Raw genomic sequence first — 23,719 nt, 5'->3', positions numbered from 1 at the left:
TCACATCCCCTCTCTCTGGCTGGTCATGCGCGAGTAACCGGTCACCCGTACCACCAGCAGCGACAACCCGGTTCCCAGGACCACCAGCAGCACCGCGATGGCGCTCGCGTAGCCCATCTCGAAGGCGACGAAGCCCTGGTTGTACATGTGCAGGGGCAGGATGCGGGTGGCGTTGCCCGGGCCGCCGGCGGTCAGCAGCAGGACGGTTTCGAAGTAGGTCATGGACCCGACCAGCATCAGCACCGATGACGCGATGATCGTGTGGCGGAGCTGAGGGACGGTGATGCGCAGGAAGCGCTGGAACCCCGAGGCCCCGTCGAGTTCGGCGGCCTCGTAGAGGGAGCGGGGAACCTGCCTCGCGGCCGCCTGGTAGAGGAGCATGTGGAAGGGCAGGAACTGCCACAGCACGATGAACACGATCGCGTACAGCGCCAGCGTCGGGTGGCCGAGCACGTTGCTGTGGCTGAGCCCGAACCACTCCCTGACCTGTGCGGGGACCCCGAAGTTCGGATCGAGCAGAGCCTTCCACACCAGGGCGATGGCGGCGGTGGACAGCAACAGCGGCAGGAAGAAGACCGCGCTGACCACCGCCCGCACGCGCTGATGACCTGCTGACCAGACCCCGAAGGCCAGGGCGAGAGGGGTCTGGGTCGCCCAGCACAGAGCGGTCAGGGTCAGGGTGATGACGAGACCGCCGCGCACCTGGCCGTCGCCCGGGAGCGCCGACCAGTTGGCCAGCCCCACCCACTGGGGGCTGCCCAGCCCGCTCCACGAGGTGAAGCTCAGGTAGCCGACGACGACCACGGGTGCCAGCCCGAAGAGGCCGAAGAACAGTAGTGCCGGAGCGACCCAGACGAAGCCGGGCCGCTCCGTGGCGGAGGTCCTCACCGGGTCTGCTCCATGGCCTGGGCGAACTCCTCCGGGGTGAGGTCACCGAGGAAGATCAGCTGGAGGTTGGTCAGCATGGCCTCGGCCGCGGCCGGGTCCAGCGCCTGGTCCCAGGACTGGGTGAAGGTCGGCGCGTCCGAGACCAGTCCGTGGGTGAAGGTGGCGAACTCGGCGTGGTCGCTCTCCTGGAGCTGGTCCTCGATGCCCTCGATCGGGGGCACCTGGCCGACGTCGATCAGGTCGCTCACGTACTCGTCGGAGGCCAGGGTCTCGACGAGGAAGTCGATCGCAGCCTCGGTGTGCTGGCTGTCGCTGTTGACCGAGAAGTAGTTGCTGGGGTTGCCCACGATCGCGTTCGGCTCGCCCGCGCCGCCCTCCAACACGGGGAAGGAGGTGAAGCCGAGCTCGTCGTTCTCCACGAACTGGGGGCTGTCCTCCAGCTGCCGGGAGATCTCCCAGCTGCCCATCAGGAACATCGCGGAGTCACCGTTGGCCAGCAGCGCGGAAGCGCTCCCATTGTCGTAGTCGACGGAGGTGAAGTTGTTGCCGAAGGCCCCGCGGTCGACCAGGTCCTGGCACAGTTCCAGGGCCTCCAGGACGGCGGGGGCCTCCCAGGCGCCCTCCTCTCCGTCCACGATCGCCTGGAACACGTCCGGACCGCCGACCCGGTCCACCATGTAGGAGAACCACATCAGCTGGGTCCAGCCCTGCGCGCCGGGAAGGACGATCGGGGTGACGCCCTCCTCCTGGAGCACGTCGATCGCCTCGTAGAGGTCCTCGAAGGTCTCCGGCGGCTCCAGGCCGGCCTCCGCCAGGACGGGCTTGTTGTAGTACATGACGACCGGCTGGACCCCCAGGAGCGGGACCCCGTAGTAGGAGCCGTCGATCTCGGCCACGTCCAGCACGCTGGGTAGGAAGGAGTCCCGGAACTCGGGGTTGTCCTCCAGAGTCTGGGTGAGGTCGAGGACCTGGTCCTGCTGGGTGTACTGCGCCAGGTTCCCGCCGCCCCAGTTGAAGAACACGTCGGGAGCGTTGGGGGAGCCCAGCGCCACCTGGAGGCGCTGCTTGTAGGCGTCGTTGACGAAGGTGACCAGTTCGGCGGGCACGTCCTGCGCTTCGTTGTGCGCCTCGATGCCGCGCTCGACGATCTCGTTGACGAGGGCGTCCTCCAGCGCCCAGACCTGCAGGGTGTCGCCGCCACCGGGGCCTGAGGTCCCGCAGCCGGTGGCGAGGAGGAGGGAGAGGGCCAGGGAGCTACTGCCGATCACACGTATCCGGTGGGTGCGACTCATGGCGTGTACACCGTTCTTCCGTTGGTCCGGGGGGAAGCAAAAGCTTTCGAAATGTTTCCGATAGCTTTCGGGAAGGCTGACGCTAGGTTCTCCTGGCCCCCCACGTCAAGAGGCCTTTTGATTGCGAGAAGGTTGCGGTGTGAACCTCGAAAAGTTTCGAGATAGAATCCAGCGCAGTGGAGCATGGGGAACCGGGTTCCCCCTACGACGAGGAGGCACATGGCGAAGCGACGCCCCACCCTGGCCGAGATCGCTGGTGATGCGGGGGTTTCGGTCTCCACCGTCTCGAAGGTGATCAACGGTCACCTCGACGTCGCCGCCGACACGCGGCGCCAGGTGGAACGGCTCCTGGAACAGCACCGCTACCAGCCCAGGCGCCACCGGGAACGCCGCCCGGTCGGCCTGATCGACCTCGTCTTCCTGGACCTGGGCAGCCCCTGGGCGATGGAGATCCTCACCGGGGTCGAGGAGGTCACGCACGACGCCGGTTTCGGGATCGTCGTCTCCGCCGTGCACGACCGCAAACGCAGCAGGCCGGGCCGCAAGTGGCTGGACAACCTCCAGGCCAGGCATTCCGACGGCGTCGTCCTGGTGCTGTCCGAACTCTCCTCCCAGCAGCAGGCCCAACTCGACGCCCTCGGGATCCCCGTGGTCACCGTGGATCCCGTCGGCGACCCCGCGCGCGAGGTCCCCGCGGTGGGCGCAGCCAACTGGGACGGCGGGCTCACCGCCACCGAGCACCTCATCGGCCTCGGCCACCGGCGCATCGCCATGATCGCCGGGCCGTCCGAGGTCATGTGCAGCCGTGCCCGCGTGGACGGGTACCGCAGCGCCATGCGCGACGCGGAGCTTCCGGTGCTCGACGGCTACGTCACCCACGGCGACTTCATGGCCGGGACGGGCAAGGACCTCACCGAGGCGCTGCTCGACCTGCCCGAACCCCCCACCGCGATCTTCGCGGGCTCGGACCAGATGGCCCGTGGCGCCTACGAGGTCCTGTACAAGCGCGGCCTGAGCGTGCCGGACGACGTCTCGGTGGTGGGTTTCGACGATCTCCCCGAAGCCGAGTGGGCCACCCCGCCGCTGACCACCGTCCGGCAGCCGTTGCGCGACATGGCGCAGATGGCCACCCGCATGCTGTTCGACCTGATCAACGGCAACGAGCCCGAGACCACCAGGGTGGAACTGGCCACCCGTCTGATCCAGCGCGACAGCACGGCCCCGCCCAAGGAGTGACTCCGGCCGGTGAGGGACCGGGGGAGTGCGTGCCGGGGGAGGTTCACGGTGGCGCTCGACTGGTGCCCGCGACGGAGAGCCGCTGGGACCCTACGGGCGTCGACGAGGCGCACGTCCCCGGCGCCAGGGGCACGGGGCGCGAACTCGTGATGGCGACGGTGGCCGCCCTCGGTCAGCTGTCGGTCTCCGGTGTGGTCGTGATCTTCCTGACCGTCCAGGTCGAATTGTTCGTGGCCGCGGTCAGGGACTGGTTCGGGAAGTGGTCCAGGCGGCGCGAGGCGCGGTCCCGCCGTTTTCCGTGCGGGGCGGGGCGAGCAGCGCGTCTGAGCCGCTCCTGGCGCCTCTGCCGACCGGTTTCCTGAGGTCCCGGGGCGGGGCAGGACTTCTCTGGGTCTTCCGGTGGAGTCGCCCCGGCTGCTCGGGGCGCGCGGGCGCCTGGGGCCGGTGGGTGGGTTCCCGGGGCGGGGAGGGGATCCCGGGGGAGGGAGAGCCCCGGGAACCCGGGAGGGCCGACCGGATCGCAGACGGTCGGCCCGGCTTTCGGGCTGGTTACCAGCTCGATTTGGTAACCCCGGGCAGCTCGCCTCGGTGGGCCATGTCCCGGAACCGGATCCGGGAGAGGCCGAACTTCCTCAGGTGCGCGCGCGGACGGCCGTCGACGGCGTCGCGGTTACGCACCCGGGTGGCGCTGGCGTCGCGGGGCTGGCGGCGCAGCTCGGCGACGGCGGCCGCCCGCTCGGTCTCGCCGGTGTGCGGGCTCTTGATCAGCTGTTTGAGTTCGGCGCGGCGCTCGGCGTAGCGGGCGACGATCACCTTGCGCTGTTCGTTGCGGGCGATCTTGCTCTTCTTGGCCATCAGACCTTCTCCCCTCGGGCACGGATGTCGGCGACCACGCGTTCGATGCCGCGGGCGTCGATGACCCGCATGCCCTTGACGCTCAGCCGCAGCTTCACGAAGCGCTGTTCGCTGGGCAGCCAGTAGCGCTTGTTCTGGATGTTGGGGTCGAACCGGCGCTTGGTGCGGCGGTGGGAGTGGGAGATGGCGTTGCCGAAGCTGGGCGCCTTCCCGGTCACCTGGCATACACGGGACACGGTTGTTCTCCTCCTGTTCTGTGGTTTCTGTGGTGGTGTCGGTTCCTGCTCGCCGTGAGGTCAGCTCTGCTTGGTCGAGGACGGGTACGGCAGCAGGGCCATCTCACGGGCGTTCTTGACCGCCGCGGCGATCAGCCGCTGTTGGCGGGCGGTGACCCGGGTGACCCGGCGGCTGCGGATCTTGCCCTTCTCCGAGATGAACTTGCGGAGCAGGTTGGTGTCCTTGTAGTCGACGTGGTCGGCTTCGCCCAGAGGGTTGGCGAACTTTCGCGTGGTCGTGCGTGCCTTGGCGCGGTGGGTCTTCGGTGGCAAGGGAGTTCTCCTCCGATTGGTCTTGGGTGGTGCGGGGTGTCAACGGGGCCGGGGTGCGGCTCAGATCGCGTCGGCGAAGGGGTCCTCGACCAGGGGGCGCCCGGCTTCGGCGTCGGTGAGCAGGCAGGAGTCGAGGATTTCCACGAGCCGTTCGGCGTCCAGGTCGACCCCGGTGAAGGCCAGGTGCTGGCGGCGGTCGCCGACCACCGGGTCCCAGTCCAGGAGGGCGGAGGCGCGGCGGGTCTCGGAGACCATGTCGAGGGCGGCTTCGGGCAGCGCGCCCAGCCAGGGGCCGGCGCTCTCCAGGAGCAGGGCGTCGTTGTAGGCGTCCCAGACCAGGAGCGTGTCGGGCCTGCTGGCCAGCCAGATCCGGCCCCGCCCGCGCACTCCGGCAGCCACGATCCGCTCCAGGGACTCGTGCAGGCGGACCGGGTGCAGCGGGCGTTTGCGGGTCCACACGAGGGTGCTCACCCGATCGTCGGTCAGGTCCGTGTACTGGGCCCATGCCGGGTTGAGCCGGTTGGCGGCGCTCTCGGGGTCGAAACGGCCCTCGGTGAGGGCGACCAGTCCGCCACCGGGCGGGATGACCACGGCGGCAGGGTTAAGGTGCTCGATGAGAGCCCTCGCCTCGTCGCGGTGGCGGGCCCCGTGCAGGGTGAGCACGGTGGGGTACTCGACCTGGTGGGTGAGGACCTCGGCGACGGTGCGCTCGTCCTCCACGGCGATGTCCAGTGACCGGTCGGCCAGGTCGTCGTGGCAGGACAGGTCCGGGAGCAGGCGCTCGGAGTCCACCGCGGTGACGACGGCGGCCAGACGCAGCTCAGTACGGGAGGCGACGATCTCGGCCACCGAGCGGGGCTCGACCCCGTCCCAGGTCTCCACCACGCACAGGGAGTGTTCGCCGCGTTCGGCCAGGTCCAGCAGGGTGGGGATCAGGTCCTCGCGCAGCGTGCAGGAGGCGCACAGATGGTCCAGGTCGACACGGTGATGGCCGAGGGCCCCCCACCGGTCACGGGTGACGCGGTGGACGATGCCCTCGGCGATCCCGTCGAGGTCGTGGTGGATGGCGATGGACCCCGGCACATCGGTGATCAGGTCGTCCACGGTGCTGCGCCGGGCGAGCCGGTGCAGCCCGGAGACCACGACCACGCGCAGGGGGGCGGTCACTTCTTTCATCGGGGAAGACCCTCCCATTAATGAAAACGATAACCATTACCGTAACGCATGCGCGCGGCACTTGGGAACAGGGCCCGGCTCGTACCTTCCACAAGCGCCTGTACCAGGGGACTAGCGTTGGGAAACTCCGGAGGTCCGCCACGTGGGCGGGCCATGGGAGGGCGCTCTGCCGAGGTCTTCCGAATCCCCGGAAACCAGGGCTGTCGGGCTCAGGCCTCGAGGATGCCGGCGTAACGCTCCACGGCGAACTCCCGGCCCGTGGTGTCCAGGGGCGGGCGAAGGCCGAACCGTCCCATCAGCCGGGTGCCCCTGGCCAGAGCGACCTCGGCCCGCTCCCGGATCCATGTCTCGTAGCGGCCGGTCTCGGGCGCCACGCTGTCGATCACGTACGGGGCCACGGCCTGGGCCTCGCGCACCGAGGGCCGCACCGCGGCCTCATAGGAGAAGAAGGCGCGGTCATGGTCACCTTCCGCGGCCACCAGCTCCCCGGCCAGGGCCAGAGCCCCCATCAGAGCCATCGCCGGACCCTGCCCGCTCAACGGGCTCGGGTCGTAGGCGGCGTCGCCCACCAGCACCACCCGGTTGTGTGCCCACACATCCATCCTGACCTGCGTCGCCGGGGCGATCTCGAGGTCGCCCTCACCCATGGCCCGCAGCAGTTCGGGCACCTTCCAGCCGTCCTGGCCGAAGAACTCCTCCACCAGCCTCTGGCGAGCACCCCGATCCAGGGAGCCCTCGCGGACCGGGAAGCGGTCACGCATCAGGAACACCGCCTCGGCGCGGTCCGCGCCGGGCAGGGTCGTGACCACACAGCCCCGGTGCGGCCACATGTGCCAGGCCATGGCGCTGTCGGCGCCGAGGATGTTGCTGGTCTCGAAGACCGCCGTGTTGGCGCCCAGGTAGCGCAGGTGGTTCGCGTCCGGTCCGGCGAAGGCCAGGGCCCGGACCGGGGAGTGCGGCCCGTCCGCACCGACGACGAGGTCGAAACGGCGGCCGGGCGAGTTCGCGAAGGTGACGTCCACACCCTCCTCGTCCTGCTCCAGCGCGGTGACGGTGTCCCCGGGCAGGTACTTGACCTGGCCGGTGTCGGTCCTCTCCGCCTGTTCGCGCAGGGCACCGACCAGGTGGTCGTGGCGGACGGTCAGGCACCCGGGTTCGCCGGGTACCCGCACCGGTTCCCGGCGTCCGCTGACGTGGGTGTGCACCTCCGCGACGGGGGCGCCCAGCGCGCGGACCGCCTCGCCCGCCCCCATCCGGTCCAGGAGGGCCATCCCCGGGCCGGAGACCTCGACATGGGCACCCTTCGACCGTGCCGCCTGGGCGGGGTCGACGACGGTGGGAGCGAAACCCCGTCGAGCCAACCAGACGGCGAGCGCGCTTGCGGCCACACCGCCCCCCGAAACGAGGACGTTCCTGTTGCTGATGGGCACGCGAACCTCCGTGTGTGCGTAAGCCGTGGTCCTCCCGGTCCGCCCGCCACGGGCGTGCCCGCGGGGCGGCGCGCCGGTGGGGCGAGGGAGCCGGTCCGGACCAGGGCCGTTCGAGCATCTCCCGCTCGGTGCCCTGCCTGGCGGCAACGCGCCGTCGGAGGTGGGCCGCGGGCGCCGGAGAACTTCCCGGCGCGTGTTCCGCCGTAGCGTAACTGTACCTTCTGGTAGGTGGCGGTGTGCTGGAAGGGGCCTGTCGGCCGACGTTCACCGAGGGCTGTTCACCGCTGGGTGAGGTAGGCGTCCACCAGTGCGCGCAGGACCTCCGAGCAGCCGTGCTCCACCGTCAGGGTCGCGATGTCGTCGGCGCGCGTCGCGCCGCGGTTGAGGATCACCACCGGTTTGCCCTGGCCTGCGGCGTGCTTGACGAACCTCCGCCCGGAGAAGACCGTCAGGGACGAACCCGCGACCAACAGTCCGGCCGACTGGTCGACCATCGAGTAGGCCTCCAGCACGCGGGGCTTGGGGACGTTCTCGCCGAAGTACACGATGTCCGGTTTGAGAACCCCGCCGCAGGAGGAGCAGTCGGCCACCCGGAAGTGCTCGGTGGAGGCCAGGACGGCGTCGGCGTCCGGTGCGACCTCGACGTCGGCCACCTCGTCGGCGAAGTCGGGGTTGAGTTCGGTGAGGCGTACGGCCAGCGCCTCGCGGCTGGTCACAGCACGGCAGCCGAGACAGATCACCCGGTCGTAGCGGCCGTGCAGGTCGATGACGCGGACACTGCCGGCCGCATCGTGCAGGGTGTCGACGTTCTGCGTGAGCACATCGGAGACCACCCCGGCGCGTTCGAGGTCGGCCAGGGCGCGGTGGCCGTCATTGGGACTGGTCTCCGCCACACGGCGCCAGCCGATGTGGTTGCGGGCCCAGTAGTGGCGTCGGAACACGGCGTCGCCGACGAACTCCTGGTAGGTCATGGGTGTGCGGGGCGGTGAGTCCGGGCCCCGGTAGTCGGGGATGCCCGAGTCGGTCGAGATCCCCGCGCCGGTCAGCGCCACCACCGGACCCGCGCCGAGGACCTCACGTACCCGGGCGGCGGCCTCGCTGGGGCTGTGCGCGTGGAGCGTGTTCGTCACGGTTCGAGGATATGTCGCGGTGCCGCGCCCCTTCCGATGGGGAGTGGCCACCGCCCACCAGTTCCGGGTGCTCTTGGCCAACCTGCTCTTGTTCCTCGTCCCGATCTCCGGACTGCTGGGTCCTGGTCCGGCGGTGGGAGTGGCGATGGCGGTGGTCCTCGCCCTGCCTCTGCGTGGTGGAACTGGTCGGCAACGCGCAGGTGGTTTCCGGGATAGCCCCGGTGGTTCTTCGGCGTACGATCCCGTCGGTGTGTACGTTCGCGCTCTGCTGCCTGGGGCTGTTTCCGGCGGATCGGCGGGAGGTCGCACGCCGTCGGTTGAACTCGACTGATCCCCTTCCGTTGTCATCGCGGTGACAAAAGCGGGAACGGGCTCCTGCGGCACGTGTCACTATGCGTTGCCCGCGGGAGCCCCAACCATGGTCAGGCGGCCAGCTGTTCCGACCTGCCGGCCGTTCCGACCCACCAGTTGCCCTGAACCGCCAGCTGTCATCCCCGTCAGGTGTCCGTGTAACAGGAGGTGTCCGTGACAGCGGACTTCGGGTACGCCGAGACCAACCCGCTCGCTCCCCTTCCGCATGAGGTCGCTGACCGGCTGCGACCGCACTTCGATTCCATGGTGGACATGGTCGTCCGGCGCATCCAGGAGAAGGTGCCCGAGTACGCCCGACCGGGCAACCGCACCTACCTCACCAACACCAGGGAGGCGGTCGAGGAGGGCTTCGAGGGGTTCCTCGCGCGGATCGGAGTCACCGCCCCGGCCGACGACGGCTTCCGTGAACGCTTTCGTACGCTGGGCGCGGGCGAGGCGCATGAGGGACGCAGCCTGGACAGCCTCCAGGTGGCCATGCGTACCGCCGTCGTCCTGATGTGGCGGCGGATCAGCGAGGTCCAGATGGCCGAGCCGGACGTGTTCCCGCAGCGGTACGTCGGGCCGGTGGCCGAGGCGCTGTTCCTGTTCCTGGAGGAACTGGCCGGGGCGGCGACGGAAGGGTACAACCAGGCCCAGGTCCAGGTCGCCGGTGAGGTGCGGCGGCGCCGGGGCAGGCTGGTCGACCTGCTGTTGTCCGAGGCGGGGCCAGCTTCGGAGGCCGTCGCCGAGATGGCGCTGGCCGCCGACTGGCGACCGCCCGCCGCGGTGGCGGTCGTCGTTCTCGGGGGCCGTGATGTGGAGACCGCGCCGCCGGCCGCGCTGCCCTCGGACGTGTTGAGCGACTTCAACCGGATCGAACCCCGCCTGATCGTCCCCGACCCCGATGGGCCCGGTCGGATGCGTACCCTGGGCACGGCGCTGCGGGGCTGGCACGTCGCGGTCGGCCCGACGGTGTCCGTGACCGAGGCGCCTTCCTCCCTGGCCCGGGCCAGGGAGACGTTGTCCCTGGTCAACGCTGGGATCATCCCGGGGAAACAGATCGTGCGCTGGGCCGACCACCTCATCACCGCACTCCTGTTCCGCGACGAGGAGCTGATGCGGGAGATGGTCGCCCGCAGGCTGGCCCCGTTGATCGAACTGCGCAGTGTGCAGCGGGAGCGACTCGCCGAGACCCTCCTGGCCTGGTTGCAGTGCGGGTTCAACGCCAAGCAGGTGGCGCAGAAGCTGCACGTCCACCCGCAGACCGTCCGGTACCGGCTGCGCCAGCTGGAGGAGCTCTTCGGTGCCCGCCTGTTCAGCGCGGACTGCCGATTCGAGCTGGAGGCGGCACTGCGGGTGCGGGTTCTGACCGGTTGGGAGGAGTCGGAGCCCCGTACCGGCGACAGTACGGGGCCCGTGGGCTGAGTACACGTCACGGTCACCCGGCGCGCCCGTGGTCAGGGAGAGCGTGTATGCGCCCGGTGGTCAGCAGGTGCTGTTCACCGGCTTGCCGGCGAAACGATCGCCCATCCACTTGTGGGCACCCGGGTTGTCCAGGTACAGGCTGGCGACATGCGGCCCGGAGAAGGTCCGCTTCCACTGCACCTCGACACCGGCCGCGCAGTAGGTGTCGCGCAGCTCCTCGGCCTGGCCGATCGGGATCACGTCGTCCAGGACCGAGTGGTACAGGTAAAGCGGCACAGTGGGCGTGCTCTCGCCGGGCTTGTTGGCCGTCAGCCGCTCCTGCCACTCGGGTGAGTTCAGCAGGTCGGAGGTGAACGCCTCGTCCATGCTCCGGAACATGCCCCTGGGTACGGCGTCGACCACGCACCGGTTCCGGACGTCGTCGAACAGGGTGGCGCCCCTCTCGGTGAGGTGGTCGTCGAGAGACAGTTCGGGGTAGGCGGAATTGTACCCGTGGGTGGCGAAGGCCAGGAGGGAGAAGTACGGGCCGCCGTCGAGGTTCTCCGCGACCGGGTTGAGATCGGCGGGTACACCGCCCGCGGCCACACCGGTCAGGGGGAGTTCGGGCGCGTACTCGGGATGCATCTGGGCGGCCCACACCGCGGAGCTGCCGCCCTGGGAGAAGCCGGTGACACCCATCGGGGAGGTCTCCGGCAGCTGGGCTTCGGGCAGGCGGGTCGCGGCGCGCAGGGAGTCCAGCACCGCCGCCCCCTGGGAGTGGCCGACCATGAACGTGTGGTCGCCGGAGGTACCCAGGCCCTGGTAGTCCGAGATCGCCAGGGCGTACCCGTCGTCGACGACGCGCTCCATCAGGGAGGCCTCATACTCCAGGCCGTGCTCCAGGCCGATGGAGGGGGCGCAGTGGGCGCCCAGCCCGTGGGTGCCGATCGCGAAGGCGACGAGCGGGCGTTCGCCCTCGCCCGTCCACTCGGCGTGCGGAACCATCACGGTGCCGCTGACCGCCATGGGCTCGCCGAGTGCGTCGGTGGACAGGTACATGATCCGCCAGACGTCGGCAGGGAAGTGGCCGACCTTCAGGGCGTCGGTGTAGGCGTCGGCGGGTTCGGCCCTGATGATGTCGCCGGGCTGCCCCTCGGGTAGCGGGCTCGACGCCTCGAAGAACTCCTCGTCTTCGGCGCTGAGGTGCTCGGGGCCGGGTTGTTCGATCTGATCCCACAGTGCCTGGGATGAGGTCGCGTCCGAGAGTTCTTCGGTGCTGAGGAGCTCGGTTTCGGTGTCGCTGTCGCGTTCACCGAAAGGCGCGGACACGAAGAGTCCGGCGGCGAGTGCTCCGACGGTACAGGTCGCGGCCGCCCGAGCCCTGAATCGGTTCGGTGTCCTCGACCGGCTGCGCCGGTTGCGGGGTGTTCTGCTCACGGGGTGTTCCTGCTTTCTCCGGGGGCGGTGCCGCACCATGTGTGCGGTGCGTCACCCAGAGAATGCGGGTGAAGTGGGGGCGGTCACTATTGGGTGTGTTGCGCGACTCTGATCGGTGAATGCTCACTTCGGAGTGGGTCGGTCAGGGCTGGTACCCGAAGGCCACGGCTGTGAACTGGGCGAATGCTGGTGCGCTCCGAGGCTCCCGGCGCCCCGAGATCCCCCGGGGCGCCGGGAGCGGGTCAGGCGGTGTGCACGATGCGGAAGGTCTCGGCCAGTCGGCCCGCGGGCAGTCCGGCCTCGGCGGCGTTGGCGGCCATCCACTGGCGCACCATCGGCTCCAGTTCGGTGATGTCCCCGATCTGGCTCTCGTGCGCGGCCAGCGCCGCCATCTTGCGCTCGAAGACGTCGGTGATGTCCGAGGGGTGGTGTGGCTCGGGCCCGCCGACGACCCACACCTGGGCGACCGTCCAGGGTGCCAGGCCCTCGTCGGCGAGGAGCTCGCGGTGCGCGTGCGGGTTGCGCGCGTCCGGGAAGACCGCGTTGATCACCGCCTCCCCGGTGGCCATGTGGTCGGGGTGGCTGGCGGCGATACTGTCCCAGTCGCGTTCGGTACTGAGGGTGACCACGCGTTCGGGTCGGACCTGCCGGATGACCCGGGCGATGTCGCGGCGCAGGTCGAGGGAGGACACCACCCTCCCGTCCGGGTGCCCGAGGAAACGCACGTCCTTGACCCCGACCTCGGCGGCGGCCCGCCGCTGCTCCTCCCTGCGCATCGCCGCGATCTCCGAGCTGTCCAGGGTGAGCTCGTCCCCACCCGCCTCGCCGTCGGTGACCATCAGGTAGACCACCTCGGTCCCGGCCTCGGTCCACAGCGCCACGGTCCCGGCACAGGAGAAGTCGGCGTCGTCGGGATGGGCCATCACGACCAGTGCGCGTTCGGGCGCGTCAGTCACCGGAACTCCTTTCACAGCGGGCCTTCCCGCGGGGTTGAGGTCGTCCACCATCGTATGAACCCCTCCAGGCGCCCGATGCCGCACCCGGGCCTCACCCGGACAGCAGAGCGAAGACCTCTCGCACGTCGGTGACGGAGTGGTCCGGTGCGGGCAGCTTCTCGGGCCAGGAGCGTCCGCGATCGATCCAGACGGTGCGCAGCCCGGCCCCTCGTCCGCCGACCACGTCCGCCGTCGGACTGTCGCCGACCATCCACCCACCGCCTTCGAGCGCTGCCCCGCACCGCCGCGCCGCGATCTCGAACAGCCGCCGATCCGGTTTGCGGACCCCCTCCGCACCGGAGACCGCCCAGGCGTCGACGCGCCCGGCGACGCCGGTCAGAGTTTGCGGGCGACCGCGCCGTACATGTCGGTGTCCGGTGTGTTGCCGACGTCGACCGGCTCCGGACGCCACAGGGGGCTGGGGCCGATTCCGGGCTCCAGCAGTTCCAGGCCCTCGAAGTAGGACGCGAACTCCGCCAGGGTGTGCCCCCGGTAGGCCAGGGCGGCCTCCTTGTTCCACTCGTCCAGGGCGTCCGCGGCGCTGCCCTCCTTCGGCAGGACCGCGTCGGCCACCACCAGGAAGCTGCCGGAGGGCAGCCCCGCCAGGTAGGCGCCGACGATGTCCACGGCCTCCTTCAGGGTGGGGATGTGGCCGAGGGTGCCGATGACGGACAGCCCCACCGGCCGGTCGAGGTCGAGGAGCTCACCGGCCCGGGCCAGAACCTGATCGGCGTCGCGCAGGTCGTGGTCCACGAACTCGGTGGCGCCCGCCGCGGTGCCGGTCAGCAGCGCGCGGGCGTGGGCGAGCACCATGGGGTCGTTGTCGACGTAGACGACCCGGGAGTCGGGTGCGGCGGCCTGCGCGATCTCGTGGGTGTTCTGGTGGGTGGGCAGCCCCGTGCCGACGTCCAGGAACTGCCGGACGCCCTCCTCACGGGCCAGGTGGGTGATGGTGCGCACGAGGAAGGCGCGGCCCGCGCGGGCGTCGACGGCGATCTTGGGGTGAATGCGCAGGATCTGGTCGCCGAGTTCCCGGTCGACGGGGTAGTTGTCCTTGCCGCCGAGCCAGTAGTTCCACACGCGGGCGGAGTGCGGGGCGGAGAGGTCGACGCCTGCGGGGACAGAGGGGGTGCTCATGGTGGTCCGATCCGGGCCGGGGGGGGTGGGCGGGACCAGTCTGGCCGACGGGACTTGCGTTCGCAAAGCCCTTCGCCGGTGCCGATATTCGTTCGGAAACGCCTGCTGCGTAAGGTTTCGCGTGTTCTGGCTGGTGGGGTCGGGGTGTGGTGCCGGGAGGTGCCCCGGGCGGTGCCGTCACCGGCGGCCGCCCGGGGCAGGGGGCTTTACGGACTACCTCAGCCCAGGTGCACGATCAGGTCGCCGCCCTCCACGCGCTGAACGCCGTCGACGGCCACCCGCGAGACCACACCGGCCTGCGGGGCGGTGATGGAGGCCTCCATCTTCATCGCCTCGATCGTGGCGACCGTGTCACCGGCCTTGACCTCGTCACCCACGGACACCACGGGTGTCACCACACCGGCGAAGGGCGCCGCGACCTGGGCGGGGTCGTTGCGGTCGGCCTTCTCCGCCTCGGGCACGTCCGAGGCCAGCGACCGGTCCCGAACGTGCAGCGGCCGGAGCTGGTCGTTGAGGGTGGTCATGACGGTGCGCATGCCGCGCTCGTCGGCCTCGCTCACCGCCTGGAGGCCGATGAGCAGACGCACACCCGGCTCCAGGTCCACGACGTGCTCCTCGCCCTCGCGCAGACCGTAGAAGAAGTCCTTGCTGTCCAGCACGCTGGTGTCGCCGTAGGCGGCGCGGTGTGACTCGAACTCCTTCGTGGGGCCCGCGAACAGCAGCCGGTTCAGGGTGGCGCGCGGCTCCTCGGCGAGCCCGGCGCGGTCCTTCTCGCTCAGCTCGGCGGTGGCCCGGGGCTCACCGCGCCCGCGCAGCGCCTTGGTGCGGAACGGCTCGGGCCACTCGCCCGGAGGAACCCCCAGCTCGCCGCGGAGGAAGCCGATCACCGAGTCCGGCACGTCGAACCGGTCCGGGTCCTTCTCGAACTCCTCGGGGGAGACCCCCGCTCCCACCAGGTGCAGGGCCAGGTCGCCCACCACCTTGGAGGAGGGGGTCACCTTCACCAGGCGGCCCAGCATGCGGTCGGCCGCGGCGTACATCGCCTCGATGTCCTCGAAGCGGTCGCCCAGCCCCAGCGCGATCGCCTGCGTGCGCAGGTTGGACAGCTGACCGCCGGGGATCTCGTGGTGGTAGACCCGGCCGGTCGGTGAGGCCAGGCCCGCCTCGAAGGGCGCGTACACCCGGCGCACCGCCTCCCAGTACGGCTCCAGCTCGTTCACCGCGTCCAGGGACAGCCCGGTGGGGGTGGCCGAGTGGTCGAAGGCGGCCACGATCGCCGACAGCGACGGCTGCGAGGTGGTACCGGCCATGGACGCCACGGCGCCGTCCACCGCGTCCGCGCCAGCGTTGACCGCGGCCAGGTAGGTGGCGAGCTGACCGCCCGCGGTGTCGTGCGTGTGCACGTGGACCGGCAGGTCGAACTCACTGCGCAGCGCGCTGACCAGCCGGGCGGCGGCCGGGGCGCGCAGCAGTCCGGCCATGTCCTTGATCGCCAGTACGTGCGCGCCGGACTCCACGATCCGCTCGGCCAGCTTCAGGTAGTAGTCCAGCGTGTAGAGCTTCTCGGCCGGGTCGGACAGGTCCGCGGTGTAGCACAGCGCCACCTCGGCGAGCCCGGTGCCGGTCTCGCGGACCGCGTCGATCGCCGGGCGCATCTGCTCGACGTCGTTGAGGGCGTCGAAGATCCGGAAGACGTCCACACCGGTCGCGGCGGCCTCGCGCACGAACGCGTTGGTGACCTCGGTGGGGTAGGGCGTGTACCCGACCGTGTTGCGGCCGCGCAGCAGCATCTGCAGGGCCACGTTGGGCACGGCCTCACGCAGCGCGGCGAGCCGCTCCCACGGGTCCTCGGCCAGGAAGCGCAGCGCCACGTCGTAGGTCGCGCCGCCCCAGCACTCCAGGGAGAGGAGTTCGGGCAGGGTGTGCGCCACCGCGGGCGCGGCGGCCAGCAGGTCCTGAGTGCGCACCCGGGTGGCCAGCAGCGACTGGTGGGCGTCGCGGAAGGTGGTGTCGGTGACCCCCAGGGTGTCGGACTCGCGCAGCCAGCGCGCGAACCCCTCGGGGCCCAGTTCGGTCAGGCGCTGCCTGGACCCGGCGGGCGGGTCGCCCTCGGCCACGGCGGGCAGCTTGGCGGCCGGGTCGATCAGGTGCGGGCGCTCGCCGTGCGGCTTGTTCACCGTCACGTCGGCCAGGTAGGTGAGCAGGCGGGTGCCCCGGTCGGCGGAGGGTCGCGCGGTCAGCAGCTGGGGACGCTCCTCGATGAACGAGGTGGTCACCCGGCCCTGACGGAAGTCCTCGTCCTCCAGCACCGCCTGGAGGAAGGGGATGTTGGTGGAGATGCCGCGGATCCGGAACTCGGCCACCGCGCGCTGGGCGCGGCTCACCGCCGTGGCGAAGTCGCGGCCCCGGCAGGTGAGCTTGACCAGCAGGGAGTCGAAGTAGGCGCTGACCTCCGAACCCGCCGCGGCGGTCCCGCCGTCCAGGCGGATGCCCGAGCCGCCGGGGGAGCGGTAGGCGCTGATCGTCCCGGTGTCGGGCCGGAACCCGTTGGCCGGGTCCTCGGTGGTGATGCGGCACTGGAGGGCGGCGCCGTGCAGCACGATCGCGTCCTGGGACAGGCCCAGGTCGGCGAGGCTCTCACCGGAGGCGATCCGGATCTGCGACTGCACGAGGTCGACGTCGGTGACCTCCTCGGTCACCGTGTGCTCCACCTGGATGCGCGGGTTGAGCTCGATGAACACGTGCTGGCCGTCCCGGCCCACCAGGAACTCGACCGTGCCCGCGTTCCGGTACCCCAGTTCCTGAGCCAGCCGCACGGCGTCCTGGCACATGCGCTCGCGCAGCTGCGGGTCGAGGTTGGGGGCCGGGGCCAGCTCCACGACCTTCTGGTGGCGGCGCTGCACCGAGCAGTCGCGCTCGTACAGGTGGATGACGTCTTCGCCGTCGGAGAGGATCTGCACCTCGATGTGGCGCGGGTCCACCACGGCGCGCTCCAGGAACACCGTGGGGTCGCCGAAGGCGGTCTCGGCCTCGCGCATGGCGGCCTCGATGGACTCGCGCAGGGTGGCGCGGGTGTCCACCCGGCGCATGCCCCGGCCGCCGCCGCCGGCCACGGCCTTGACGAAGACCGGGAAACCGATCTCCTCGGCGGCCTCGACCAGTCCGTCCACGTCGGTGGAGGGATCGGTGGAGTCCAGGACCGGGATGCCCGCCCGCTTGGCGGCGGCGATGGCGGTCGCCTTGTTCCCGGTCAGTTCCAGTACCTCGGCGGGCGGGCCCACGAAGGTGATGCCCGCCTCGGCGCAGGCCCGCGCCAGCTCGGGGTTCTCCGAAAGGAAGCCGTACCCGGGGTAGACGGCGTCGGCGCCCGCCTCTCGCGCCGCGCGGACGATCTCGTCGACCGAGAGGTAGGCGCGGACGGGGTGCCCGGGTTCGCCGATCTGGTAGGCCTCGTCTGCCTTGAGCCGGTGCAGCGAGTGGCGGTCCTCGTGGGGGAAGACGGCGACGGTGCGCGCCCCCAGCTCGTGCCCCGCGCGCAACGCGCGGATGGCGATCTCACCGCGGTTGGCCACCAGTATCTTCTCGAACATGCCGGATGCCTCCTGGCTTCGGTCGTGCGCTTGTGGCGTGACCGGCGCCGTTGCCGGTACTGCCCGGTGTTGCGGGTGGCCGTGCCCGGGCGTCGCTCACAGGGAGTGATGCCCGGAGGTGGGGCCATGGGAACCCTAACGAGAGGGGCCGGGGTCCCGTGCGGCTGGGGTTGCCCGCACGGGACCGCGCGGTTCCGGGAGATTCCGTGCGTTTGCCTGGGAAACCGACCAGTTCAGAAGAACGACCGGTGCTCCCCTTCAGCCCGCTCGGAGTTCCGGGCGATCCACCGGAGCCCCCGCCACTGGGTCGCCACGACCGTGGTGTAGCAGGGCAGCGCGATGAAGGTCAGGAAGAGGAGCACGAGGGGATGATCCCCGCCGGGCGGTGTGGAGCGCTGGCCGCCGGGCGGGGGTCGGACGTCAACGGGCGGGTTGACCGGTGTTGATCCGACGGGTGCGTCAGCTGGTGTGCGAGAACCCGGGGTAGCCCTGGGCGGCGATCTCGTCGCACTGCTGCCGGTACAGGTTCAGGCCGCCCGCGTAGGGCATGAACACCCGCGGCTTGCCCTCGACGTTGGCTCCCATGTACCAGGAGCCCGCCTTCGGGTAGAGGGTGGCGGAGGCGACCTCGGCGACGTGCTCCACCCAGGAGTCCTGAGCCCCCTCCTCGGCTTCGGCGGCCGCGACACCGGTTTTCTCCAGGTGGTCGATGTAGCCGGTGATCCAGTCCACGTGCTGTTCGACGCAGGCCATCATGTTGCCGAGCACCGAGGGGCTGCCCGGGCCGGTGACGGTGAACAGGTTCGGGAAGCCGGAGACCGCCAACCCCAGGTAGGTGCGGGGACCCTCCCGCCAGGCCTCCGCGAGCTCGCGCCCGTCGCGGCCGCGCAGGTCCATACGGGTGTAGGAGCCGGTCATCGCGTCGAACCCGGTGGCGAAGACGATCACGTCGAACTCGTGGTCGGTGCCGTCCCCGTTGTCCGCGCCGTCCTCGTGGTCGGCAGCGCTGACCCGGATCCCGGTGGGGGTGATCCGCTCGATCGGGGTGTTTCGGACCGACACCAGGGTGACGTTCTCCCGGTTGTAGGTCTCGTAGTAACCGGTGTCCAGGCAGATGCGCTTGGTGGCGAGCGGGTAGTCGGTGGGGGTGAGCAGCTCCGCGGTGCGCGGGTCCTGGACGGTCTCGCCGATGCGTTCGCGCACGTAGTCGGCGGCGATGGAGTTCGCGGACTCGTCGGTGAGCAGGTCCGCGAAGGTGGCGGCGAAGGCGAGGCCGCCCTGTTGCCAGCGGCGGTCCAGCTCGGCGGCCCGTTCCGCCTCGGTCAGGTCGGCGGCGTTGCCGTGCGCCGGGTCCAGGGGCAGCCCCGCGCCGTCCTCCAGGGCCTGGGCGCGCAGCTGCGGGTAGCGGCTTCGGATGTCGTCGAACTCCGCCTCGGTGAACGGCTGGTTGCGGGCCGGGATGGTGAAGTGCGGGGTGCGCTGGAAAACGGTGAGGTGTTCGGCCAGGCGGGCGATCTCGGGCACGGACTGGATCCCGGAGGAACCGGTGCCGATCACCGCCACCCGCTTCCCGGCCAGCTCGACCCCTTCGTGCGGCCAGCGGGCGGTGTGGTGGATCTCGCCGCGGAAGTCCTCCAGCCCCTTGAAGTCGGGGGCCTGGGCCGCGGACAGGCAGCCGAGCGCGGTGACCAGGTAGCGGGCCTCGACGTGCTGCCCGGTGTCGGTGGTCAGGAGCCACAGACGGCGGCTCTCGTCGTAGTGCGCGGCGGTGACCCGGGTGCCGAAGGTGATGCTGCGGCGCAGGTCCAGGCGGTCGGCGACGTGTTCGGCGTAGGACAGGATCTCGGGCTGGGCGGCGTAGCGCTCGCTCCAGACCCACTCCTGCTGGAGGTCGGCGTCGAAGGAGTAGGAGTAGAAGACCGACTCCGCGTCGCAGCGTGCGCCCGGGTAGCGGTTCCAGTACCAGGTACCGCCGACCCCCTCCCCGGCCTCGAAGGCGTGGGTGTTCAGGCCGAGGTCGTCCCGCAGGCGGTGGAGGGCGTACATACCGCCGAACCCGGCCCCGATGATGGCGGCGTCCAACCTGACCGGTTCGGGATCCGGGGACGGCGGAGCGGAGCGGGTTCGGGTGGCGGGGGTCTGTGCGCCCGGGGTCTGGGTGCTCGGGGGCTGTGTGCCCGGGGTACTGGGGGAGGTGTGCTGGGTTTCGGGGTCCCGTGGCATGGGTTCCTTCCGATGAGACCGGGGGAGAGCCGGGGTAGGCGGCGCCACAGTAGCCGCGGGAGACACGGAGGGGAAGGGTTTTTTGTACCGCCGGGTCTGGTTGGTATCGCTCTGCATCTCTGTGCGGTGCCCTGTGCCACTGTGAGGCGTGCTGTCGGACCTGGTGAGTCTGGCCGGAGGGTCAGGCTGGCCTGGTTTGCGGGGGCGAGAGGTATCCGGCCGCCCGGTGGCCGGGTTTCTCGCTGGGTGAGACGCTGGTCGGCCAGGTTTTCCATAAGATGGGACGCCGGGTCTCGGGGGCGGGGCAAGGGCCAGGCGCTGACACCGCGGTAGGCGACCCCGGACAGGTCAGCGAGTTCGCGCTTCCACGTCACGAGGTCGTTCTGGCCGAGCTTGCCCAGGTGGTCGTGACCGCGGGCCCGGGCCATCACCTGCACGAGCTCCACCGACGACCGCGGGAACCGGTTCAGGCGCCCGGCCGCCTCCGCCACGGGCAGGCGATCGCGCAGGTGCGGCTGCTGGGCGGCGATACCCACGGGGCAGTGTGGCAGGCGCGCGTACCCAGACAGCCGATGGCAGATCGTATTGTTTCGAATACTCGCCGCGTTTACCGACATGCCTGCCTGGAGCGGTGGCGGGCGCGAGGTCAGAGCTCGGGTGGAGCGCTCTCCTCGAAGGCTGAACGGAGCGCCTCGGTCTGCACGCGGCGGAACTCGCGGGACGCTCCCGCCCGGGGCAGTGCCGCCTCGAATCCGTGGAAGGCCCCCGGTACCACGGTCGTCCGGCAGGGCACCCCGGCCGCGCGCAGGCGATCGGCGTAGGCGAGGTCCTCGTCATGGAAGAGGTCGAGTGTACCCACCCCGATCCAGGCCGGGGGCAGACCGGACAGCTCCTCGCGCCGGGCGGGGGCCGCGTAGGGGGAGATGTGTTCGCCCCCGGGATCCTCGCCGAGATAGGCACGCCAGGCGTACCGGTTGCTGCTCACCGACCACAGCCGGGTCGGGAGCCGGTCCAGGTCGGTGCGCAGCGCGGTGCGGTCGTCCAGCATCGGGTAGACGAGCAGCTGGAAGACGGGCCCGGGGCCGCCGCGGTCGTGGCACATCAGGGCCAGGGCCGCGGTGATGCCGCCGCCCGCACTGGCCCCGCCGATCGCGATCCGGCCGGGGTCGACGCTCAGTCGGTCGGCGCTGTCCACCGTCCAGGAGAGGGCGGCATAGGCGTCCTCGACCGGAGCCGGGGCCGTGTACCGGGGCGCTTTGCGGTACCGGAGGGAGACCACGGTGATGCCCAGCTCCCGCGCGAACTCGATGCTCCCCCGCTCGTCCTGCACCGGACTGCCGAAGAGGTACCCGCCGCCGTGGGTCCACAGCAGCGCTGGGGAGGCGGCCGTCAACGAGCGGGGGCGGTAGACCCGAAGGCTGAGCCGCGGCGCGCCCTCGGGGCCCGGGGCGGTGTGCTCCTCGATCGAAAGATCGGCGGGTTCTGGTCCCGGTCGCATCCGGTCGGTGAGCCGCTGGGCCACACGTGCCGTGCGCGGCCCGAAGGAGAGTGCTGGCAGCAACCGGGCGGGGGACAGGTCGGGGTGCAGCTGGGGCATCGGGTTCCTCGGATGGTGGCGGGGGACGGCGGATCCCTCCCCGTTCACCGAACGGGGCCGGGTCGGAGCCGACACGAGTGGGCGGTCGCCCGAGTGAGGTCGTCCGTTTTCGGTTGCGCGCCCCGCTCACACAGAAGAACTCCCTCGTGTCCGGTTACGTTCCCCGGAATCGGAGAGCCCGACGTCACGGGCGCGGCCGGCCCGACCCGTCGGTACCGCAGGACCATCTGAGGGTGAAGGAAAGCCGGCCCCGGAACCGTTCACGTGGTTCCGGGGCCGAGGAGGGAGTGTCAGCGTCGTGGGCGCGGGTGCTTGGGCAGCACCACGACCGGTACGGTCGCCGTGTGCAGGACGCCCTGGCTCACCGAACCCAGGAGCAGGCCGCGTACGCTTCCCCGCCCCCGGGAACCGACCACGATCAGATCCGCTGTCGTCCCCGCCTCCACGATGGACTCCGCGGGGTCCTTGGCGCTGCGCAGGACGCGGACCCCCACACTCTCGCTCCGGCCGTCGGTCACCTGGGCCAGCATGTCCGCGACCATCTCCTGGGAGCGCTGGTCCAAAAGCTCGTCCGGGGGTGACCAACCACCCCTGGCCAAGGACGCGGAGTCGAACGGCAACGGTACCTGCCAGCTGTGCACGACCACGACCGAGCCGTCCTCCACCAGTGAGGCCTCCGCCAGGGCGAAAGCCAACGCACGTCGGGAATTCTCGGAACCGTCCACCCCCACGACGATTCGGCGCGGAGGCCCAGAGGGTTTCGCCGCTCCGGTGCCCGGGACCACCGCCACCGGGCAGTCGGCCCGCGCCGCCAGCCTGACGCTCACCGAGGCGTCCAGCGCCGAGCGCGCCGCGCCCAGGCCGCGCGAACCCACGACCAGGAGGTCTTCCGGTGAGCTCCGACGCAACAGTGCGGTGGCCGGGTCCTCCAACGCCAGGACTTCCTCCACCCGCAGTTCCGGGTGCGCACCGTGCGCGTGCCCGGCCGCCTCCGTCAGGACCCGGCGGCCCTGCTCGGTGACCTCCTCCGGCGGCGGGAACCGGGTGGGTCCCGCGTAGACGGACATCACCAGCGGCATCGCCAGTGCGTACACCACGTGCAGAGGCCAGCCGCGCCGGTCGGCCTCGGCCGCCGCCCAGAGCAGGGCGGCGGAGGCCGTCGGTGACCCGTCGACCCCTACCGTCACCTTCGGTTCAGCCATTCCGTCCTTCACCATCGACAACTCTCCTCCGTCAGCGCCGGGGACCCTGCGGTCCCTTCCGCAGTCTCCCACCAGAAGCGTTGCGCACCCACCAGGAGGTACGGGGAGCGGGCTGTACGGGCTAAGGGGCGGCCGCGGCCCTCGCGGGACCACGGCCCAGCAAAGGCGGGACGTCAGCCTCTGTTCCGGAGCTCCGCACGCTCCTAGGATCAGGCGTAAGGTGCGCACGACCCTGGGGAGAAGGAATGGCTCCGCGAACAGGTGCGGCCGTCGTGGCCGCTTTCAACGGATCGCCCTCGAGCGAACGGGCCCTGGACTGGGCCACGGACGAGGCGCGGTGGCGAGGACTGCCTCTCCGCATCGTCTACGCCTTCACCTGGCCGCTCCATCACGCGTTACCCCGTGGTCTGCCCGGGTTCGACGCGGGTGAGTACGCGCGCCGTGTCATCGACCGGGCACGGCAGCGGGCACTGGAGCGCGTGCCCGAACTGGAGGTGGAAGCGGAGTACTTCACCGCGGACCCCGAAGCGACTCTGCTGCTCGAGACACACCACGCGCACACGCTCGTCGTCGGTGCCGGTCGGATGAACGCCGTTGACACGGTGCTGCCGGGATCCCTGGCCATGGCACTGTTGGTCGCCGCCTCGTGCCCGATCGTCGTCGTGCCCGACCGCGAACCCGGCCCCGTGTCCGGACGAGTCATGGTCGGCCTCGACGGGTCGGCCAACGCCCGTGCGGCCGCGGAATGGGCGTTGGCGGTTGCCGACAGCCGCGAGTCGGTACTGCGCGCGGTGTCGGTTGCCAAAAAACGGGAAGCGCAGGCCTTCGGATTTCGGGAGCACGGCGACGAGGAGGCGGGTCCCGTCCAGGAGACCTTGGCACGCACACGCGGGGCGCTGTCGGAGTTGATCTCCGAAGTGCGCGGTCGCTGGCCGCGGGTACGGGTCGAGGAGGTCGTCGAGACGGGGCACCCGGCGCAGGTGCTGTCCGCGCTGTCGGAAGACTGCGACCTGATGGTCGTCGGAACCCGAGGCCGGGGCGGTTTCGCGGGATTGCTGCTGGGGTCGGTCAGCCGGAGTGTGATCTCGCACAGCCGCTGCCCGGTCGCCGTGGTGCACGCGCCCCGGAAGGCGTGAGAACCGCCGGATCCGCTATCGGGCTGGCCCGTGCTCGAACGGGTGTGCTGGAGCGACACCTACGCGCGCGTTCTTCGCCGGTATGACACCGC

The 23,719-nt window shown here is 70.7% G+C and carries 21 protein-coding genes; 4 read left to right on the top strand and 17 right to left on the bottom strand.

Going from position 1 to position 23,719, the window contains the following annotated elements; genetic code table 11:
* A complete protein-coding gene (locus NE857_RS24740) occupies nt 1-888 on the bottom strand; it encodes a carbohydrate ABC transporter permease (protein WP_017583800.1) in 888 nt (295 codons plus the stop codon).
* On the bottom strand, nt 885-2,180 hold the full coding sequence (locus tag NE857_RS24735; protein ID WP_254417877.1) for an ABC transporter substrate-binding protein: 1,296 nt from the start codon (nt 2,178-2,180) through the stop codon (nt 885-887). Before NE857_RS24735 ends, NE857_RS24740 begins: the two co-directional genes overlap by 4 nt.
* 219 nt (nt 2,181-2,399) lie before the next feature.
* Here NE857_RS24735 and NE857_RS24730 point away from each other — a divergent pair, with 219 nt between their 5' ends.
* Nucleotides 2,400-3,416: a LacI family DNA-binding transcriptional regulator gene (locus NE857_RS24730; RefSeq protein WP_254417876.1), complete on the top strand. Its 1,017-nt coding sequence runs from the start codon at nt 2,400-2,402 to the stop codon at nt 3,414-3,416.
* Nucleotides 3,417-3,478: 62 nt separating this feature from the next.
* Nucleotides 3,479-3,778: a hypothetical protein gene (locus tag NE857_RS24725; RefSeq protein ID WP_254417875.1), complete on the top strand. Its 300-nt coding sequence runs from the start codon at nt 3,479-3,481 to the stop codon at nt 3,776-3,778.
* A gap of 187 nt (nt 3,779-3,965) precedes the next feature.
* Here NE857_RS24725 and rpsN read toward each other — a convergent pair whose 3' ends face one another.
* From rpsN to NE857_RS24695, 6 genes are all read right to left on the bottom strand, one after another.
* Nucleotides 3,966-4,271, bottom strand: a complete 306-nt coding sequence (rpsN, locus tag NE857_RS24720) for a 30S ribosomal protein S14 (protein ID WP_017583796.1) — start codon at nt 4,269-4,271, stop codon at nt 3,966-3,968.
* The gene (gene rpmB, locus NE857_RS24715) at nt 4,271-4,507 is read right to left on the bottom strand and encodes a 50S ribosomal protein L28 (RefSeq protein ID WP_026117076.1); all 237 of its coding nucleotides are present in this window, start codon (nt 4,505-4,507) and stop codon (nt 4,271-4,273) included. The genes rpsN and rpmB overlap by 1 nt, the downstream gene beginning before the upstream one ends.
* A gap of 60 nt (nt 4,508-4,567) precedes the next feature.
* On the bottom strand, nt 4,568-4,819 hold the full coding sequence (gene rpsR / locus NE857_RS24710; protein ID WP_254417874.1) for a 30S ribosomal protein S18: 252 nt from the start codon (nt 4,817-4,819) through the stop codon (nt 4,568-4,570).
* 60 nt (nt 4,820-4,879) lie between these two features.
* A complete protein-coding gene (locus tag NE857_RS24705; RefSeq protein WP_254417873.1) occupies nt 4,880-5,995 on the bottom strand; it encodes a CobW family GTP-binding protein in 1,116 nt (371 codons plus the stop codon).
* A 209-nt stretch (nt 5,996-6,204) separates the two neighbouring features.
* On the bottom strand, nt 6,205-7,425 hold the full coding sequence (locus NE857_RS24700; RefSeq protein WP_254417872.1) for an FAD-dependent monooxygenase: 1,221 nt from the start codon (nt 7,423-7,425) through the stop codon (nt 6,205-6,207).
* A 278-nt stretch (nt 7,426-7,703) separates the two neighbouring features.
* Entirely contained in the window at nt 7,704-8,555 is an 852-nt protein-coding gene (locus NE857_RS24695; RefSeq protein WP_254417871.1) for an NAD-dependent protein deacetylase, read from the bottom strand.
* Between the two features lie 525 nt (nt 8,556-9,080).
* On the opposite strand from NE857_RS24695, the gene NE857_RS24690 reads away from it, so the two are divergent.
* Nucleotides 9,081-10,331 carry a PucR family transcriptional regulator gene (locus NE857_RS24690; RefSeq protein WP_254417870.1) on the top strand — a complete coding sequence of 417 codons (1,251 nt, stop codon included), beginning with the start codon at nt 9,081-9,083 and terminating at the stop codon, nt 10,329-10,331.
* 60 nt (nt 10,332-10,391) lie between these two features.
* On the opposite strand, the gene NE857_RS24685 is transcribed toward NE857_RS24690, so the two are convergent.
* The 9 genes from NE857_RS24685 to NE857_RS24650 all read right to left on the bottom strand — a co-directional run bounded on the left by NE857_RS24685 (nt 10,392) and on the right by NE857_RS24650 (nt 22,506).
* Nucleotides 10,392-11,639: a lipase family protein gene (locus tag NE857_RS24685; protein WP_425572141.1), complete on the bottom strand. Its 1,248-nt coding sequence runs from the start codon at nt 11,637-11,639 to the stop codon at nt 10,392-10,394.
* A 350-nt stretch (nt 11,640-11,989) separates the two neighbouring features.
* Nucleotides 11,990-12,703 (bottom strand): PIG-L deacetylase family protein, encoded by a 714-nt coding sequence (locus NE857_RS24680; RefSeq protein WP_254417868.1) that lies wholly within the window; start codon nt 12,701-12,703, stop codon nt 11,990-11,992.
* 91 nt (nt 12,704-12,794) lie between these two features.
* Entirely contained in the window at nt 12,795-13,154 is a 360-nt protein-coding gene (locus NE857_RS24675; RefSeq protein WP_254417867.1) for an HAD family hydrolase, read from the bottom strand.
* Complete coding sequence (locus NE857_RS24670; protein ID WP_254417866.1) at nt 13,079-13,879, bottom strand: SAM-dependent methyltransferase; 801 nt, start codon at nt 13,877-13,879, stop codon at nt 13,079-13,081. Before NE857_RS24670 ends, NE857_RS24675 begins: the two co-directional genes overlap by 76 nt.
* Before the next feature lie 218 nt (nt 13,880-14,097).
* Nucleotides 14,098-17,469, bottom strand: a complete 3,372-nt coding sequence (locus tag NE857_RS24665) for a pyruvate carboxylase (RefSeq protein ID WP_254417865.1) — start codon at nt 17,467-17,469, stop codon at nt 14,098-14,100.
* A gap of 233 nt (nt 17,470-17,702) precedes the next feature.
* A complete protein-coding gene (locus tag NE857_RS34375) occupies nt 17,703-17,831 on the bottom strand; it encodes a hypothetical protein (protein ID WP_301184253.1) in 129 nt (42 codons plus the stop codon).
* Between the two features lie 97 nt (nt 17,832-17,928).
* Nucleotides 17,929-19,692 carry a flavin-containing monooxygenase gene (locus NE857_RS24660; protein WP_301184252.1) on the bottom strand — a complete coding sequence of 588 codons (1,764 nt, stop codon included), beginning with the start codon at nt 19,690-19,692 and terminating at the stop codon, nt 17,929-17,931.
* A 646-nt stretch (nt 19,693-20,338) separates the two neighbouring features.
* Nucleotides 20,339-21,289, bottom strand: coding sequence for an alpha/beta hydrolase (locus NE857_RS24655; RefSeq protein WP_254417864.1), 951 nt, complete (start codon nt 21,287-21,289; stop codon nt 20,339-20,341).
* A 290-nt stretch (nt 21,290-21,579) separates the two neighbouring features.
* Nucleotides 21,580-22,506 carry a universal stress protein gene (locus tag NE857_RS24650; RefSeq protein ID WP_425572136.1) on the bottom strand — a complete coding sequence of 309 codons (927 nt, stop codon included), beginning with the start codon at nt 22,504-22,506 and terminating at the stop codon, nt 21,580-21,582.
* Between the two features lie 230 nt (nt 22,507-22,736).
* Here NE857_RS24650 and NE857_RS24645 point away from each other — a divergent pair, with 230 nt between their 5' ends.
* Complete coding sequence (locus NE857_RS24645) at nt 22,737-23,627, top strand: universal stress protein (protein ID WP_254417862.1); 891 nt, start codon at nt 22,737-22,739, stop codon at nt 23,625-23,627.
* Nucleotides 23,628-23,719 lie beyond the last annotated feature (92 nt).

This window comes from Nocardiopsis exhalans (assembly GCF_024134545.1).
Lineage (GTDB): Bacteria > Actinomycetota > Actinomycetes > Streptosporangiales > Streptosporangiaceae > Nocardiopsis > Nocardiopsis exhalans.
This window is presented reverse-complemented; position numbering and strand designations above follow the sequence as displayed.

What these genes read in the sequence shown, in the direction of transcription:
- NE857_RS24645 (WP_254417862.1), top strand. Translation starts at nt 22,737, where the DNA reads ATGGCTCCGCGAACAGGTGCGGCCGTCGTGGCCGCTTTCAACGGATCG.
- NE857_RS24655 (WP_254417864.1), bottom strand. Translation starts at nt 21,289, where the DNA reads ATGCCCCAGCTGCACCCCGACCTGTCCCCCGCCCGGTTGCTGCCAGCA.
- NE857_RS24735 (WP_254417877.1), bottom strand. Translation starts at nt 2,180, where the DNA reads ATGAGTCGCACCCACCGGATACGTGTGATCGGCAGTAGCTCCCTGGCC.
- NE857_RS24730 (WP_254417876.1), top strand. Translation starts at nt 2,400, where the DNA reads ATGGCGAAGCGACGCCCCACCCTGGCCGAGATCGCTGGTGATGCGGGG.
- rpsN (WP_017583796.1), bottom strand. Translation starts at nt 4,271, where the DNA reads ATGGCCAAGAAGAGCAAGATCGCCCGCAACGAACAGCGCAAGGTGATC.
- NE857_RS24670 (WP_254417866.1), bottom strand. Translation starts at nt 13,879, where the DNA reads ATGAGCACCCCCTCTGTCCCCGCAGGCGTCGACCTCTCCGCCCCGCAC.
- NE857_RS24665 (WP_254417865.1), bottom strand. Translation starts at nt 17,469, where the DNA reads ATGTTCGAGAAGATACTGGTGGCCAACCGCGGTGAGATCGCCATCCGC.
- NE857_RS24660 (WP_301184252.1), bottom strand. Translation starts at nt 19,692, where the DNA reads ATGCCACGGGACCCCGAAACCCAGCACACCTCCCCCAGTACCCCGGGC.
- NE857_RS24650 (WP_425572136.1), bottom strand. Translation starts at nt 22,506, where the DNA reads ATGGTGAAGGACGGAATGGCTGAACCGAAGGTGACGGTAGGGGTCGAC.
- NE857_RS24705 (WP_254417873.1), bottom strand. Translation starts at nt 5,995, where the DNA reads ATGAAAGAAGTGACCGCCCCCCTGCGCGTGGTCGTGGTCTCCGGGCTG.